The 15,190-nt window shown below is 58.5% G+C and carries 14 protein-coding genes; 8 read left to right on the forward strand and 6 right to left on the reverse strand.

The window, feature by feature from the left end; all coding sequences use genetic code 11:
• Positions 1-13: 13 nt before the first annotated feature.
• The 3 genes from AC4ANE_RS27115 to AC4ANE_RS27125 are packed head-to-tail and all read left to right on the forward strand — an operon-like array spanning position 14 to position 1,779.
• A complete protein-coding gene (locus tag AC4ANE_RS27115; RefSeq protein WP_002555908.1) occupies positions 14-652 on the forward strand; it encodes an FMN-binding negative transcriptional regulator in 639 nt (212 codons plus the stop codon).
• Positions 649-1,095 carry a GNAT family N-acetyltransferase gene (locus AC4ANE_RS27120; RefSeq protein ID WP_002555909.1) on the forward strand — a complete coding sequence of 149 codons (447 nt, stop codon included), beginning with the start codon at positions 649-651 and terminating at the stop codon, positions 1,093-1,095. Before AC4ANE_RS27115 ends, AC4ANE_RS27120 begins: the two co-directional genes overlap by 4 nt.
• A gap of 15 nt (positions 1,096-1,110) precedes the next feature.
• Entirely contained in the window at positions 1,111-1,779 is a 669-nt protein-coding gene (locus AC4ANE_RS27125; RefSeq protein WP_002555910.1) for a GNAT family N-acetyltransferase, read from the forward strand.
• 152 nt (positions 1,780-1,931) lie between these two features.
• Here the strand turns inward: AC4ANE_RS27125 and oadA are convergent, their stop codons facing one another.
• Entirely contained in the window at positions 1,932-3,740 is a 1,809-nt protein-coding gene (gene oadA, locus AC4ANE_RS27130) for a sodium-extruding oxaloacetate decarboxylase subunit alpha (RefSeq protein ID WP_031595766.1), read from the reverse strand.
• Between the two features lie 11 nt (positions 3,741-3,751).
• Complete coding sequence (locus tag AC4ANE_RS27135) at positions 3,752-5,167, reverse strand: acetyl-CoA carboxylase biotin carboxylase subunit (RefSeq protein WP_031595768.1); 1,416 nt, start codon at positions 5,165-5,167, stop codon at positions 3,752-3,754.
• Between the two features lie 161 nt (positions 5,168-5,328).
• Here AC4ANE_RS27135 and AC4ANE_RS27140 point away from each other — a divergent pair, with 161 nt between their 5' ends.
• Positions 5,329-6,279, forward strand: a complete 951-nt coding sequence (locus AC4ANE_RS27140) for a LysR family transcriptional regulator (protein ID WP_460408631.1) — start codon at positions 5,329-5,331, stop codon at positions 6,277-6,279.
• On the opposite strand, the gene AC4ANE_RS27145 is transcribed toward AC4ANE_RS27140, so the two are convergent.
• Both AC4ANE_RS27145 and hexR read right to left on the reverse strand, forming a co-directional pair.
• Complete coding sequence (locus AC4ANE_RS27145; RefSeq protein WP_004659112.1) at positions 6,233-6,418, reverse strand: PA3496 family putative envelope integrity protein; 186 nt, start codon at positions 6,416-6,418, stop codon at positions 6,233-6,235. The two genes, AC4ANE_RS27140 and AC4ANE_RS27145, sit on opposite strands and share 47 nt — an antisense overlap.
• Positions 6,419-6,559: 141 nt before the next feature.
• Positions 6,560-7,426 (reverse strand): transcriptional regulator HexR, encoded by an 867-nt coding sequence (hexR, locus tag AC4ANE_RS27150; RefSeq protein ID WP_002555915.1) that lies wholly within the window; start codon positions 7,424-7,426, stop codon positions 6,560-6,562.
• Between the two features lie 317 nt (positions 7,427-7,743).
• Here hexR and uvrD point away from each other — a divergent pair, with 317 nt between their 5' ends.
• From uvrD to AC4ANE_RS27165, 3 genes are all read left to right on the forward strand, one after another.
• Positions 7,744-9,927 carry a DNA helicase II gene (gene uvrD, locus AC4ANE_RS27155; RefSeq protein ID WP_002555917.1) on the forward strand — a complete coding sequence of 728 codons (2,184 nt, stop codon included), beginning with the start codon at positions 7,744-7,746 and terminating at the stop codon, positions 9,925-9,927.
• A 384-nt stretch (positions 9,928-10,311) separates the two neighbouring features.
• On the forward strand, positions 10,312-11,154 hold the full coding sequence (locus tag AC4ANE_RS27160; protein WP_002555918.1) for a Tim44 domain-containing protein: 843 nt from the start codon (positions 10,312-10,314) through the stop codon (positions 11,152-11,154).
• 130 nt (positions 11,155-11,284) lie between these two features.
• Complete coding sequence (locus tag AC4ANE_RS27165; protein WP_002555919.1) at positions 11,285-11,692, forward strand: SMI1/KNR4 family protein; 408 nt, start codon at positions 11,285-11,287, stop codon at positions 11,690-11,692.
• 40 nt (positions 11,693-11,732) lie between these two features.
• On the opposite strand, the gene AC4ANE_RS27170 is transcribed toward AC4ANE_RS27165, so the two are convergent.
• A complete protein-coding gene (locus tag AC4ANE_RS27170) occupies positions 11,733-13,496 on the reverse strand; it encodes a cation:proton antiporter (protein ID WP_460408632.1) in 1,764 nt (587 codons plus the stop codon).
• A 293-nt stretch (positions 13,497-13,789) separates the two neighbouring features.
• Here AC4ANE_RS27170 and AC4ANE_RS27175 point away from each other — a divergent pair, with 293 nt between their 5' ends.
• Positions 13,790-14,275, forward strand: coding sequence for an acyl-CoA thioesterase (locus AC4ANE_RS27175; RefSeq protein WP_002555921.1), 486 nt, complete (start codon positions 13,790-13,792; stop codon positions 14,273-14,275).
• Positions 14,276-14,322: 47 nt separating this feature from the next.
• On the opposite strand, the gene pdxY is transcribed toward AC4ANE_RS27175, so the two are convergent.
• The gene (pdxY, locus tag AC4ANE_RS27180; protein ID WP_002555922.1) at positions 14,323-15,189 is read right to left on the reverse strand and encodes a pyridoxal kinase PdxY; all 867 of its coding nucleotides are present in this window, start codon (positions 15,187-15,189) and stop codon (positions 14,323-14,325) included.
• Between the last annotated feature and the right edge of the window lies 1 nt (position 15,190).

Genomic DNA, 15,190 nt, shown 5'->3' on the forward strand with positions numbered 1-15,190 from the left:
AGGAACATGGACCATGTACATACCTGCTGCCTTCAAGGAAAACGACACGCTCAGCCTGCACGAGCAGATGGATCGAACTCGCCTGGCTATTCTTGTTACACAGGGTGAAGAAGGATTGCACGCGACTCACTTGCCGCTGCTGTTGCGCCGCGATGAAGGCCCGCACGGCACGCTTTACGGGCATCTGGCCAGAGCCAACCCACAGTGGCAGCAGTTGAACTCAGGTGTCGAGGCGCTGGTGATTTTTCCCGGCGGCGATGCCTATGTGAGCCCGTCTTTCTACCCGAGCAAGGCAGAACACGGCAAGGTTGTACCTACCTGGAATTATCTGGCCGTGCATGCCTATGGGCAGGCCACGGTTTTTACCGATGCAGCGCAACTGCACCAATTGCTGGCTGACCTGACCCATCGCCATGAATCCAGCCGCCCGCAACCCTGGTCAATCGAGGATGCACCTGCGGACTACATTGCAAAAATGCTGGGGGCGATTGCAGGGTTTGCAATTCCCGTGCAGCGGCTGCAAGGCAAACGCAAACTCAGCCAGAACCGCAGCGCTTCGGACATGGCCGGTGTACGCGACGGCCTCGCAGCAAGCGAGAATGCAAACGACCAGCAAATCGCTCGTTTGATGAGCGCAGGGAGAACGTTTTGACCGATGTCCGGATTCGCGTCGTTACTGTCAACGACCATAAAGCCTGGCTGCCGCTATGGCAGGCCTATCTGCGCTTCTACAATACCGAGCTGGACGAAAGTGTCAGCGACGTCACCTGGCAACGCCTTGTGGATTCGCACGAGCCGACCCACTCGGCGCTGGCCTGGCTGGATGGCGAAGCGGTGGGCATGGTGAACTTCATCTACCATCGCTCCAACTGGAGCATCAACAATGCCTGTTACCTGCAGGACCTGATTGTCGCGCCCGAACAACGCGGAACAGGCATTGGCAGGCAGCTGATCGAGTTTGTTTACGCCACGGCCAAGTCAGACGGTTGCGACAAGGTGCATTGGCTGACCCACGAAACCAACGCCACGGCCATTCAGTTGTACGAAAGGATTGCCGAACGACCTGGCCTTATACAATTTCGCAAAGCGCTCTGAAACAGGAAGTGATTGATGTCCGACACTCTGCTGGACTGGCAAGCCGCTGCATTGCCCACCACCAACACACTGACAGGCCGTTTCATTCGCCTGGAAAAACTCGATGCCACACGTTACGCCGATGACTTGTGGGCTGCGCTTCAGGGCCCGAATGCCGACCCGAAACTGTGGGATTACCTGCCTTACGGGCCTTTTATCGAGCGCAGTGCCTTTGATGCATGGCTGTCCGGGCATCAGGCAGCGTCCGACCCATGGTTTTATACGGTCGTCGATCAGCAGACCGGTAAAGCCGAAGGTGTCATCAGCCTGATGTCGATCGTCGCCGCCCATGGGCGTATCGAAATAGGTCATGTCACTTTCAGCGCGGCCATGCAACGAACCCCCAAAGGCACCGAAGCCATTTACCTGCTGGCCAGGGAAGCATTCACGCTGGGCTATCGCCGCCTGGAATGGAAGTGCAACGCCAACAACGCCCGCTCCAAACGCGCAGCCCAACGTTTCGGCTTCAGCTACGAAGGCGCCTTCCGCCAGCACATGGTAGTCAAGGGCCAGAGCAGGGACACAGAGTGGTACTCGATACTCGACAGCGAATGGCCTGAATTGCAGAAGGCCTTTGAATGCTGGCTGGCTGTGGATAACTTCGCGGACGGGCAGCAGATCAAAGGGCTTGAGGCGTTTCGCTGATCCTGAGGACGCAGAGCGTCGAGAACGGCATTCCCACGCTGGAGCGTGCGCAACGATAGCGGTGACAACCGGGCCCGCCTGCACAGAATAAAAAAAGGGAAGCCACGAGTGCTTCCCTGAGGTAAATCGTTGAATTATCTGTATGTGCCCGGTCAGCCTTCGATCTCGACCAGAACCTCACCCGGATTGACGCGGTCGCCCTTGGCAACGTGAATCGCCACAACCTTGCCCGCGACCGACGCCTGGACCTCGGTTTCCATCTTCATGGCTTCGGTGATCAATACCGCCTGCCCTGCTTTGACCATATCGCCTTCCTTGACCAGCACATCGACGATATTGCCCGGCATGGTGGTGCTGACGTGGCCCGGTGCATGAGCCTGCTTGCGTTTGCTGGCACCGCCGCCGACAAATTCGTTGAGCGGTTCGAACACCACTTCTTCCGGCATGCCATCGATGGATAGGTAGAAGTGGCGCTTGCCCTCGGCTTTGACGCCCACGCCGGTGATGTCGACCCGATAGGTTTCGCCGTGCACATCAATCACGAACTCGGTCGGCACGCCCTCGCCGCCCGCTCTGGCCACGCTTCCGGCTTCGGGAATCGGCAGCAGCGCTTCCGGCGTCAGCGTTCCAGCTGCACGCTCTTCAAGAAACTTGCGGCCGATGTCCGGGAACATGGCAAACGTCAGCACGTCCTCTTCGGATTTGGCCAGTGCGCCGATATCGGCACGCAGCTTGGTCATCTCCGGCCTGAGCAGATCGGCCGGGCGAACATCTATCAGTTCTTCATTGCCAATGGCCTGACGACGCAGCTTTTCATCCACCGGCCCCGGCGCCTTGCCATAACCGCCCTGTAGATAAAGCTTCACTTCATTGGTGATGGTCTTGTAGCGCTCGCCAGCCAGCACATTGAAGAACGCCTGAGTACCGACGATCTGTGAGGTCGGCGTTACCAGCGGTGGATAACCGAGGTCTTTGCGCACGCGCGGAATTTCAGCCAGCACTTCGCCCATGCGATTGAGCGCGCCCTGCTCCTTGAGCTGATTGGCCAGGTTGGAAATCATCCCGCCAGGCACCTGATTGACCTGCACACGGGTATCGACCGCCGTGAATTCGCTTTCGAACTGGTGATACTTCTTACGCACCGCGTAGAAATACAGACCAATTTCCTGCAACAGCTCCAGGTCCAGCCCGGTGTCGAACTCGCTGCCCTTGAGCGCCGCAACCATCGACTCTGTGCCCGGATGACTGGTGCCCCAGGCAAAGCTGGAGATCGCCGTATCAATATGATCCGCGCCGCTTTCAATGGCCTTGAGCTGGCACATGGCAGCCAGGCCTGCGGTGTCGTGGGAGTGAATGAACACCGGCAGCGACTGTTCGGCTTTCAGCGCCTTGACCAGTTCACCCGTGGCATAGGGAGTCAGCAGACCGGCCATGTCCTTGATCGCCACCGAATCGCAGCCCATCGCTTCCATCTGCCGGGCCTGTGCGACGAACGCTTCGATGGTGTGCACCGGGCTGGTGGTGTAAGCGATGGTGCCTTGCGCATGCTTGCCCGCAGCTTTTACCGATTCGATGGCAACGCGCAGGTTACGCACATCGTTCATGGCATCGAAAATACGGAACACATCGATACCATTCACCGCCGCCTTGGCGACGAACGCCTTGACCACGTCATCGCTGTAATGCCGATAGCCCAGCAGGTTCTGGCCGCGCAGGAGCATTTGCAACCGGGTATTGGGCAAGGCCGCGCGCAGTTGACGCAGGCGCTCCCATGGATCTTCCTTGAGAAAACGCACGCAGGCATCGAAGGTCGCGCCGCCCCAGACTTCCAGCGACCAGTAACCGACCTTGTCGAGCTTGTCGCAGATCGGCAGCATGTCCTCGGTACGCATGCGGGTCGCCAGCAATGATTGGTGAGCGTCACGCAGGATGGTGTCGGTTACGAAAATCTTCTTGGACATTTCACTATTCCTTACAGACCGGCGTGTGCGGCAATGGCGGCGGCGATGGCCAGAGCCAGCTCTTCGGGTTTGCGCTTGATCGAATAATTGGTCAGCTCGGGGTGGCTCTCGACAAAGCTGGTGTTGAATTCACCGCTGCGAAATTCCGGGTTACGCAGAATTTCCTGGTAATAGGCAGCCGTGGTCTTCACTCCTTGCAGGCGCATGTCATCCAGCGCACGCAGGCCACGGTCCATCGCCTCCTCCCAGGTCAGCGCCCAGACGATCAGCTTCAGGCACATCGAGTCGTAAAACGGCGGAATGGTGTAGCCGGTGTAAATCGCCGTATCGGTGCGCACGCCTGGTCCTCCGGGCGCGTAATAGCGGGTGATCTTGCCGAAACTGGGCAGGAAGTTGTTCTTCGGGTCTTCGGCATTGATCCGGAATTGCAGGGCAAAACCGCGGTGAATGATGTCTTCCTGCTTGATCGACAGCGGCAGGCCGGACGCAATACGGATCTGCTCGCGAACAATATCGATGCCGGTGATTTCTTCGGTGATGGTGTGCTCGACCTGAACCCGGGTATTCATTTCCATGAAGTACACCTCGCCCTCGGCGAGCAAAAACTCCACGGTCCCTGCGTTCTCGTAACCGACAGCCTTGGCCGCACGCACCGACAGATCACCGATATAAGCACGCTGCTCGGGAGTCAGTTGCGGGCTGGGGGCGATTTCGATGAGCTTCTGGTTACGGCGCTGAATCGAGCAGTCGCGTTCGAACAGATGCACTACATTGCCGAAGCTGTCACCGAGAATCTGCGTTTCGATGTGCTTGGGATTGACGATGCACTTCTCGAGAAACACTTCCGCCGAGCCAAAGGCCTTGGTTGCTTCGGAAATCACCCGGGGGAAGGCCTGCTCGAGCTCTTCGCGGCTGTTGCAACGGCGTATGCCGCGCCCGCCGCCGCCGGAGGTGGCCTTGAGCATTACCGGGTAACCAATACGCTCGCCTTCGACCAGCGCCTCGTCGATGTCCGCGACGTTGCCTTCGGTGCCGGGCGTAACCGGCACACCGGCCTTGATCATGCTGCGCCGCGCTTCGGTCTTGTCACCCATGCGACGAATCACTTCTGCGGACGGACCGATAAACTTAATGCCACGTTCAGCACAGATGTCGGCCAGCTCGGCGTTCTCCGACAGAAAGCCATAACCGGGATGCAGCGCATCGCAGCCAGTCTCTACCGCCAGATTCACCAGCTTGCGCGGGTTCAGGTAACCGGCCAACGGTTCGGCACCAATGCTATAGGCTTCGTCAGCACGCTTGACATGCAGGGCATGCCGGTCGGCATCGGAAAAGATCGCGACCGAGCGAATACCCATCTCGGCGCAGGCACGCACGATCCGGACGGCAATCTCCCCGCGGTTGGCGATCAGAATTTTTGTTATCACTGGCGTTTTCCTCGACCCGTTTTTGTAACAGGGCATGTGACTGAATGCCGCAGGGACACCCTATGCCGAATCAAGGATTAACAAAAATGAGTAAAAGTTGGGACATGCATAAGTAAAAGCTTATAGTTGACGCTTCTTGTCGTCTCAGGAAGCTTGTATAAATGCGTAAGTCATTGATGCGTATGACATTGCGTCAGCTGCGTATTTTCAATGAAGTATGTGATCTGCGCTCATACAGCCGTGCAGCCGAAGAGATGTCTCTGACGCAGCCTGCCGTCAGCCTGCAGATTCGCCAGCTTGAAGAGCTGATCGGCCAGCCGCTGTTCGAATACGTCAGCAAAAAGCTCTACCTGACTGAGGCGGCGCAGGCACTGCAACTGGCCAGCCGGGATATTTTCGGACGCCTGGAAAGTCTCGACATGCAGCTTTCGGACATGCAGGGCTCGCTGCAAGGCCAGTTGAAGCTGGCGATTGAATCCAGCTGCAAGTATTTCATCCCTCACCTTTTCGCTGCATTCAAACGCCAGCACCCGGAAGTCAGCCTGAGCCTGATGGTTGTCAATCGTGCACAGATAATCAGGCGATTATCGGACAACCGCGATGATCTTGTAGCGATGTCAGCGGTTCCGCTGGATATGGGTCTGGAGTTTCTACCCTTTCTCAACAACCCGATTGTGGCCGTAGCACCACCCGACCACCCGCTGAGCAGCCATGCGACGCTGAATTTGAAAGACCTGGAGCCCTGGCCGTTGCTGACCCGGGAAACGGGGTCAGGTACACGCCGGGCCTGCGAGGAGTACTTCAAAGAGAAACGCGTGCATTTCACGCAGACGCTGGAGGTGTCTTCCAGCGAGGCGCAACGTGAATGCGTGGTCGCCGGACTGGGCCTGGCGATGCTGACACGGCATGCGGTCTGCCAGGAACTCGCCACCGGTGCCCTCGTGGAGCTACCCGTGGCGGAGCTGCCGCTGTATCGAAGCTGGTGCGTGGCTCAGGCCCGAGACAAACGCCTTTCACCCGTGGCACATGCCTTTCTTGCGTTCATCCGCACCGAACGTGCGCAGATCAACCAGCTTGTCGAGCGTTTCGACGGTCGACCGCGGGCAACTTGATAGTCTGCCATACAGCGTTGTCGATACCATCCATGTAGTCACACAGCTCCTGATTAAGCTGACGCGCTTCACTGTAGCTCTCAATAGCCCGACGAAACTCCATGCGGCGCTGGTCTTCCTGCTGGCGGCGGGTTTTCACGGTGCTGGTAGGTAAATCATCGTAATGCCGAGCCATATCCTGTCTCCCAATACGTTTTGTGGGAGCACCAGAATGGAGCGCGACAGTGACAATCAGGCGGCATGCAGATGACAGATCGATGAATTACGCTCGGTTGAGCGATCAGTCTTCGTGAGTCTTTATCGACTTCGGCGACAGACGCAAGCCGCGCAGGCTGCGCTTGACGCTCTTGAGGTGATTGACCAGGCTCGGGCCGCGGGCCATTGCCACGCCCATCGCCAGCACATCGATCACCACCAGGTGCGCGATACGGGACGTCAGCGGCGTGTAGATTTCGGTGTCTTCATGTACATCGATGGCCAGATTGACCGATGACAGCTCGGCCAGCGGCGTCTGGCTTGGGCACAAGGTAATCAGCGTCGCGCCGCTCTCGCGGACCAGATTGGCGGTGATCAGCAAGTCCTTGGAGCGCCCCGACTGGGAAATGCATACCGCGACGTCTGTCGGCTTGAGCGTGACCGCCGACATCGCCTGCATGTGCGGGTCGGAATACGCTGCCGCGGTCAGCAGCAAACGAAAGAACTTGTGCTGCGCATCGGCAGCCACTGCACCGGAAGCGCCAAACCCATAAAATTCGACCCGATTGGCCCCGGCCATGGCCGTGACTGCCATCTGTAAAGCATGGGGGTCGAGGTTTTCGCGCACTTCCATGAGCGTGTGCAGGGTAGTGTCGAAAATCTTCAGGCTGTAGTCGGCGACCGAATCGTCTTCGTGAATCGCGAACTGGCCGAAACTCGCACCCGCTGCCAGACTCTGCGCCAGCTTGAGCTTGAGGTCCTGAAACCCGGTGCACCCAATGGCGCGGCAGAAGCGCACGATGGTTGGCTCGCTGATGCCGACGCTGTGCGCCAGATCCGCCATGGAACTGTGCATCACAGCCGCAGGGTCAAGCAGCACATGATCGGCAACCTTGAGCTCCGATTTGCGCAGCAAATTACGTGACTGGGCGATGTGTTGCAGCAGATTCAAGGGGCAGACTCGGCAAAAGGAAGATGGGCTGGGTTGTAGCTTTCTTGTAGTTATACTACATGACCTGCAAACCGCCCAGTTAAACGACGCTGAAACCTGTTACACGGGCCCTGAATGGGTGAATCGAAAAAAATTGTGGGAATAATCCTACATTAAGCGGAATCCTGCGCCTGGCCTGCGAATGGCCAATCTTCAAGGTCGACTGACCGCGCTCGACCCTGCAACGCTCGACGACCGGTCGTCAGCACCCGGTCATTTTTATTGCCTGACGCAAAGCATGGTTTGCCCGGCATGACGCAGCACCCTAGAATGCGCGGATGCGCGATGATCTCTCTCTTCTTCTGAATTCCCTCAACGATGCCCAACGTCAGGCCGTAGCCGCCTCATTGGGTCGTCAGTTGGTCCTGGCTGGTGCTGGCTCCGGCAAAACCCGTGTGCTGGTGCATCGCATCGCATGGCTGATGCAGGTCGAGCAAGCCTCCCCGCATTCGGTTCTGTCGGTGACGTTCACCAACAAGGCTGCCGCCGAAATGCGCCACCGCATCGAGCAGCTGATGGGCATCAGCCCTGCTGGCATGTGGGTGGGCACCTTCCACGGTCTGGCCCACCGCCTGCTGCGAGCGCACTGGCAGGAAGCCGGGCTGGTGCAAACCTTCCAGATTCTCGACAGCGATGACCAGCAGCGCTTGGTAAAACGCGTGATGCGCGAGCTGGGCCTGGATGAGCAACGCTGGCCTGCACGTCAGGCACAGTGGTTCATCAACGGCCAGAAAGATGAGGGCCTGCGCCCGAAACATATTCAGGCCAGCGGCGATCTGTTCCTGACCACCATGAAAAGCGTCTACGAAGCCTACGAGGTCGCCTGTCAGCGGGCTGGCGTCATCGACTTCTCCGAACTGCTGCTGCGCGCACTCGACCTGTGGCGCGATAATCCGGGTTTGCTCGCGCATTATCAGCGTCGTTTCCGCCATGTATTGGTGGATGAATTCCAGGACACCAACGCCGTGCAATACGCGTGGCTACGCCTGCTCGCTCAGGGTGGCGACAGCCTGATGGTGGTCGGCGACGACGATCAGTCCATTTACGGCTGGCGTGGCGCGAAGATCGAGAACATTCACCAGTATTCCTCTGACTTCCCGGACACCGAAGTCATCCGCCTGGAGCAGAATTACCGCTCCACAGCGAGCATCCTCAAGGCCGCCAACGGCTTGATCGTCAATAACAGCGGCCGACTGGGCAAGGAGTTGTGGACTGACGTCGGCGATGGCGAGCTGATCAACCTGTATGCCGCTTTCAACGAACACGATGAGGCGCGCTATGTGGTCGAGACCATCGAAAGCGCGCTGAAAACCGGCATCTCGCGCAACGACATCGCCATTCTGTACCGTTCCAACGCCCAGTCGCGGGTGCTGGAAGAAGCCCTGCTGCGCGAACGTATTCCATATCGCATTTACGGCGGGCAGCGCTTCTTCGAACGCGCCGAAATCAAGAACGCGATGGCGTATATGCGCTTGCTGGAAGGTCGTGGCAACGATGCAGCGCTGGAGCGGGTGATCAACGTTCCGGCTCGCGGCATCGGCGAAAAGACCGTCGAAGCGATTCGCGAACATGCGCGTCATGCCGACGTCTCCATGTGGGAAGCCATGCGCCTGCTGGTCGCCAACAAGGGCCTGACCGGCCGCGCCGCCACGGCCCTGGGCGGGTTCATCGAGCTGATCGAGAACCTGTCGGCGAAGGTCATGGAGATGCCGCTGCACCTGATGACCCAGACGGTTATCGAGCAGTCCGGGCTGATCACCTATCACGAGCAGGAAAAAGGCGAGAAAGGCCAGGCGCGGGTAGAAAACCTTGAGGAACTGGTCAGCGCGGCCCGTGCTTTCGAGAATCACGAAAGCGAAGAAGACCTGACGCCACTTGCAGCGTTTTTGGGGCATGCCTCGCTGGAAGCAGGCGACACCCAGGCGCAGGAGCATGAAGACAGCATTCAGCTGATGACCCTGCACAGCGCCAAGGGCCTGGAGTTTGCGCATGTGTTCCTGGTGGGCATGGAGGAAGGGCTGTTCCCGCACAAGATGAGTCTGGAAGAGCCGGGGCGCCTGGAAGAAGAGCGACGTCTGGCTTATGTCGGCATCACCCGCGCCATGAAACAGCTGGTGATGACCTACGCCGAAACGCGTCGTCTGTACGGCAGCGAAACCTACAACAAGGTCTCGCGTTTTGTACGCGAGATTCCGCCGGCGCTGATCCAGGAAGTACGCCTGTCCAACAGCGTGAGTCGCCCGTTCGGTGGCACTCCGAAGTTCAACAGCAGCAGCCTGTTCAACGGCACCGGCATTCCGGAAACCGAGTTCACCATGGGCCAGCGTGTACAGCATGCGGTGTTCGGCGAAGGCGTGATCCTCAACTTCGAGGGCGCTGGCGCTCAGGCACGGGTGCAGGTCAACTTCGCCGAAGGCAGCAAGTGGCTGATGATGGGCTATGCGAAGCTGGTGCCGTTGTAGCGTTCAGGGTTTGGGCGCGGTGCCAGTTCTTGTTCCCGCGCTCGGCGTCATACATTAGTCCGCTTTTGATTCTGGCCGCAGGCCGTGGGAGCGAGCTTGCTCGCGAAGGCGCTGTTTCAGTCGATACATTTTCGGCGATTATAAAGACCTTTTCGCGAACAAGTTCGCTCCCACGCCCTTCGGGCAGAAGCACAGAGGCCATTTATTCCGGGCGTTTCAAGACCTGTGTATAACCTCGGTGCGTGGGGCTAATCACAAGTCTTACGAAGCGTGCTGAAAAGTCCTACGCTATTTGTGTAAAAGTCCGAAACACTAACGCGCTGGTCATGTCGTCGCACGCTGTGCAACATGGCGCGCGTGCAATCACAAAACGGGAATACCCTTATGCAACGTTTTTTAAGCATCGCGATGGCGCTGTGCATCGGGCTCACCATGAGTCTGGATGTGAACGCCGCGCGTTTCGGTGGCGGCAAAAGCATGGGCTCGGCGCCTACGCATCAGACACGTCAGGCCGCACCCTCCACGCCTGCGGCAGCGCCTAACGCTGCGGGCCGTCCTGCGCCTGCGGCAAGCGGTGCGTCGCGCTGGCTGGGCCCATTGGCCGGTATCGCTGCCGGTGGCCTGCTCGCGTCGATGTTCATGGGTGACGGCTTCAACGGCCTGCAACTGTTCGACATCCTGATCATGGGTCTCATCGCCTTCCTGATCTTCCGCTTCATTGCGCGTCGTCGTCAGCAGCAACAGCCGAAAATGGCCGCTGCCGGCGCACCGTACCAGCGTGAAAGCAGCCAGCCTGCGCAGAACCCGATCTTCGGCAGTTCCTCACCGGCCTCCGCTGCGCCAGTGATCAACGCCCCGGCCTGGTTCAACGAAGAGCGCTTTCTGGAAGCCGCTCGTGGCCACTTCCAGTCGCTGCAGCAGCACTGGGACGCCAACGAAATGGACAAGATCGCCGAGTTCGTTACCCCGCAAATGCTGCAGTTCCTGAAAAAGGAACGTGCGGACCTGGGCGATGGCTTTCAGTCGACCTACATCGACAACCTCCAGGTTCAACTGGACGGTGTGGATGATCGCGCCGACAAGACCATCGCTACCCTGACCTTCTCGGGCGTGTCCAAGTCGTCGCGCTTCGACCAGGGCGAAGTGTTCAGCGAAAGCTGGAATATGGAGCGCCCACAGGGTGATAACCAGCCGTGGCTGGTAGCAGGAATTCGCCAGAACGGTTGAACCAGATTCCTTTCTCGCGTTCAGAACCCCGGACATGTCCGGGGTTTTTGCTTATCCGTTCGGATAGTTATTTTGAGAAAGGCTTTACGCTACTGTATAACCCGCGCCATCAAGTGAGAGGATCTGTGTCGTGGAAGAAGTCATCGAACAACTGCGTGAAGCAAACGAACCGGTCCCGGTTCCGCTTGAGCTGCCAGACGAAGACCAACTGGTCGAAATTGAAGAACAGCTGTTCATCAATATTCCGTTCGTCTTCAAAGAGTTTCTCCTGACGGTCAGCGATGTGGTGTACGGCAGCCTTGAGCCCGTCACCGTGACCGATGCGCAGTCGCACACCTATTTGCCGGACGTGGCCGCCACGGCCTGGGATCTGGGCGTGCCGCGCGAGCTGATTCCGATCTGCCAGGACGGCGACGACTACTACTGCGTCGAAGAAGACGGCACGGTAGTGCTGTGGTCCGCCGAAGAGGAACTGGTCACCGAGGAAAGCTGGGAGTCAGTCTGGCACTGGGCTCGGGATATCTGGCTGGAAAGCTGAGACACCCCGTTTGGTAAAGACTGTAAGGTAATCGCCGGGCTCAATGCCCGGACGATTCCTGATTATTGCCCAGCGTCTCCAGCAGCGCGATCTGCATCCGCGTATGCACGCGGATCAGCCAGCGCCAAAGCAGTGCCGCAACCAGAGCGGCAATCAGGGCGATGACCAGCAGCAATTCGTTGGCAGGCAGAATGCTTGCCGACAATGCTGCCAGCATCACGAAAATCACCACCAGCGACAACAGCGGAATCACTTCCGCCACGACCTTGCGCACCCGCACGGTATGTCGGCCCGCCATCTCGGGTTTGACGCCCATCTCCGCCAACAGCATCGACAGCGCCTTGAGCTTGCGATACGCCGCAATCAGAAACGGCAGCGACAGCAGCAACGCCGCGCCGCAGATCCAGGCTTTCTGGTGACTGACATCCGCCACCCATTCGTCCATGTACCCGCCAAGATGCTCGGCAAAATAGCCGCCGCTGAAGAAAATCGCCATTACCAGCGCCAGATTGACCCCGACCTGTAGCAGAATCCTCCGGATCATTCCGGCAAGCACTGCACTTTGCCCTTGTGGCTGAATACTGCGCAGCCATTCACCGTACATGCCGAACACCCGCGCAACCCGCCGGGGCATGATCGACGCCAGCTTGAGTGACAGCGGATCAGCACCGCGAATCAGATAGGGCGTCAGCAAAGTAGTAATGGCTGATACCGCCACTGCCACCGGGTAGAGAAAGTCGCTGGTGACCTGCAGGGTCATGCCCAGCGCCGCGATGATGAAGGAGAACTCGCCAATTTGTGACAGCCCCATCCCCACGCGCAATGAGGTGCGACCGTCATTGCCGGCGATAAACGCCCCAAGGCCGCAAGACAGCATTTTGCCCAGCACCACAGCGACAGTGATGACTGCAATCGGCCAGGCATATTCCAGCAGGATTTTCGGGTCGATCATCAAACCGATGGCGACAAAAAAGATTGCGCTGAACATGTCGCGAACCGGTTCTATCAATCGCTCGATTTTCAGCAGCTCACGCGACTCGGCCATGATAGCGCCGATCAGGAACGCGCCCAGCACCATGCTGTATTCCAGCTTGACCACCAGCAGGCAGAAGCCGAAACACAGGCCCAGCACGGTAATCAACAGCATTTCATTGCTTTCGAACCTGGCGACATAAGACAGCAAACGGGGCACCAGCAGAATCCCGACCACCAGCGCTACGATCATGAACAGCGACAGTTTGCCGACCGTGGAAAACACTTCCCCCGAACTGACGGAGCCGCTGACTGCGATGCCGGACAACAGCGCAATAATGCCGATGCCGAGAATGTCTTCGACGATCAGCACACCGAAGATCAACTGGGCAAAATGCTGGTTCTTCATCTTCAGGTCGTTGAGCGCCTTGACGATGATGGTGGTGGAAGAGATCGCCAGAATCGCGCCGAGAAACAGCGAGTCCATGGCTTTCCAGCCAAAGAACTGGCCGATCTCGTAGCCGATCCAGATCATCAGGGCAATTTCCAGGAAAGCCGCGATGAACGCCGTCGCGCCGACCTTGAACAACTTGCGCAGGCTGAATTCCAGCCCCAGGCAGAACATCAGGAAAATCACTCCCAGTTCGGCCAGAATCTTGATGGTGTCCTCATCGTGAATCAGGCTGACCGGTGGTGTATGCGGACCGATAATGAAGCCCGCCACGATATAACCGAGCACCACTGGCTGCCTGAGACGGTGAAAAAGGATGGTCACCACGCCGGCCACCAGCATGATCACTGCCAGGTCCTGAATGAAATTGATGGCATGCATGGGGATACGGCTCCTTGTGGGTGATGACTCCTAAAACCGCTGGCGCTGTTCTTGCAACGGCGTCGGCGGGTAATTGCGCCATCAAAATCGGATGAAAGCGTAGGAAAATTCCCGATCCACGGGTTTTTGCAGGTTAACACCGCCCCCTTCGACATAAAGCCGGTGCAATATATGGAAACAGATAGTTATGACGCGTGACGGCCGCCTGCTGGCCAGCGTCCCGATAACTGTCGCAAGCCCCATTGAGCGCCAGCATAGGCGCCCCTTGAACACCTTGACCGTGTGAGTACGCTATGGAACCCGGAAACGCCCAGCTGTCGATGACTGTATTGATGACCCCGGACATGGCCAACTTCTCTGGCAATGTACACGGCGGTACGTTGCTCAAGTACCTGGACGAAGTGGCCTACGCGTGTGCCAGCCGCTACGCCGGACGCTATGTGGTAACGCTGTCGGTGGACCAGGTGATTTTTCGCGAGCCGGTGCATGTCGGCGAACTGGTGACCTTTCTCGCCTCGGTCAATTACACCGGCAACACGTCCATGGAGGTGGGCATCAAGGTGGTCACCGAAAACATCCGCGAGCGCTCGGTACGCCATTCCAACAGTTGCTTCTTCACCATGGTTGCCGTGGACGACAATCGCAAACCCGCCAGCGTACCGCCTCTGGAACCGGAAACACCGGAAGGCAAGCGTCGTTTCATTCAGGCGCAACAACGCCGCCAGATTCGTCAGGAACTGGAAAAGCGTTACCAGGACATCAAGGAAGAAGCCTTGTAAAGGACAGGCTCAGACATGGATGCTGAGCCCTCGGTTGCATCTGAAGGTTACAGACGCACAGCGTCGAACTTCACCCGTGGGTGCGCGATGCGATCCTGGGCGCGCACCAGTTCCAGCTCGTAACTGCCGCAAGCCTGCGTTTCGAGCAGCACTTCGTGGACTGCCGCTGCGGTGAATTCGAACGCTGCGACCAGATCGTCGCCCAATAAAATGCGTGACAGAAACAACCCGGACGTCAGATCCCCCACACCGACCGGCTGGCGTGGAAATGCCAATAGCGGGCGACGCAGGTGCCAGCTTGCCTCGGCGGTCACCAACAGCATTTCAAAGCCGTCGGCAGCCTTGCCGGGGTAATCAAGGTGTTTGACGACAACCGCTTTGGGGCCACGCGCCAACAAAGCCCGCGCCATCGCCAGGCAGTCGGCCAGCGATTCGGGCTTGCGGCCAGAGAAGCTGTCCAGCTCCAGTTGATTGGGGCACATGAAATCAGCCATGGCCGCAGCCTCTTCCAGCAGGAAGTCGCTGACTTCAGGCGCAACGATGCAGCCTTTTTCAGGATGGCCCATCACCGGGTCGCACAGGTACAGCGCCTTCGGATTGGCAGCCTTGATGCGCGCCACGCCGGTCAGAATCGCCCTGCCCTGCGCCGCACTGCCCAGATACCCGGACAGCACGGCATCACAGTTGCCCAGCTCGCCGATGGCGGCTATCCCCTCGATCAGCGCGGGAATCTGCTGCGGGGCCAGCACTTCGCCTGTCCACTGCTTGTATTGCGTGTGGTTGGAAAACTGAACCGTATTGAGCGGCCAGACATTGACCCCGATACGCTGCATCGAGAACACCGCTGCGCTGTTGCCGGCGTGGCCGAATACCACATGGGACTGGATAGCGAGCAAGTGAGGCGTACGTTTCATT

It is taken from the genome of Pseudomonas sp. Pme6b (assembly GCF_058129925.1).

What these genes read in the sequence shown, in the direction of transcription:
- oadA (WP_031595766.1), bottom strand. Translation starts at nt 3,740, where the DNA reads ATGTCCAAGAAGATTTTCGTAACCGACACCATCCTGCGTGACGCTCAC.
- AC4ANE_RS27125 (WP_002555910.1), top strand. Translation starts at nt 1,111, where the DNA reads ATGTCCGACACTCTGCTGGACTGGCAAGCCGCTGCATTGCCCACCACC.
- AC4ANE_RS27115 (WP_002555908.1), top strand. Translation starts at nt 14, where the DNA reads ATGTACATACCTGCTGCCTTCAAGGAAAACGACACGCTCAGCCTGCAC.
- AC4ANE_RS27170 (WP_460408632.1), bottom strand. Translation starts at nt 13,496, where the DNA reads ATGCATGCCATCAATTTCATTCAGGACCTGGCAGTGATCATGCTGGTG.
- AC4ANE_RS27175 (WP_002555921.1), top strand. Translation starts at nt 13,790, where the DNA reads ATGGAACCCGGAAACGCCCAGCTGTCGATGACTGTATTGATGACCCCG.
- pdxY (WP_002555922.1), bottom strand. Translation starts at nt 15,189, where the DNA reads ATGAAACGTACGCCTCACTTGCTCGCTATCCAGTCCCATGTGGTATTC.
- uvrD (WP_002555917.1), top strand. Translation starts at nt 7,744, where the DNA reads ATGCGCGATGATCTCTCTCTTCTTCTGAATTCCCTCAACGATGCCCAA.
- AC4ANE_RS27160 (WP_002555918.1), top strand. Translation starts at nt 10,312, where the DNA reads ATGCAACGTTTTTTAAGCATCGCGATGGCGCTGTGCATCGGGCTCACC.
- AC4ANE_RS27140 (WP_460408631.1), top strand. Translation starts at nt 5,329, where the DNA reads ATGCGTAAGTCATTGATGCGTATGACATTGCGTCAGCTGCGTATTTTC.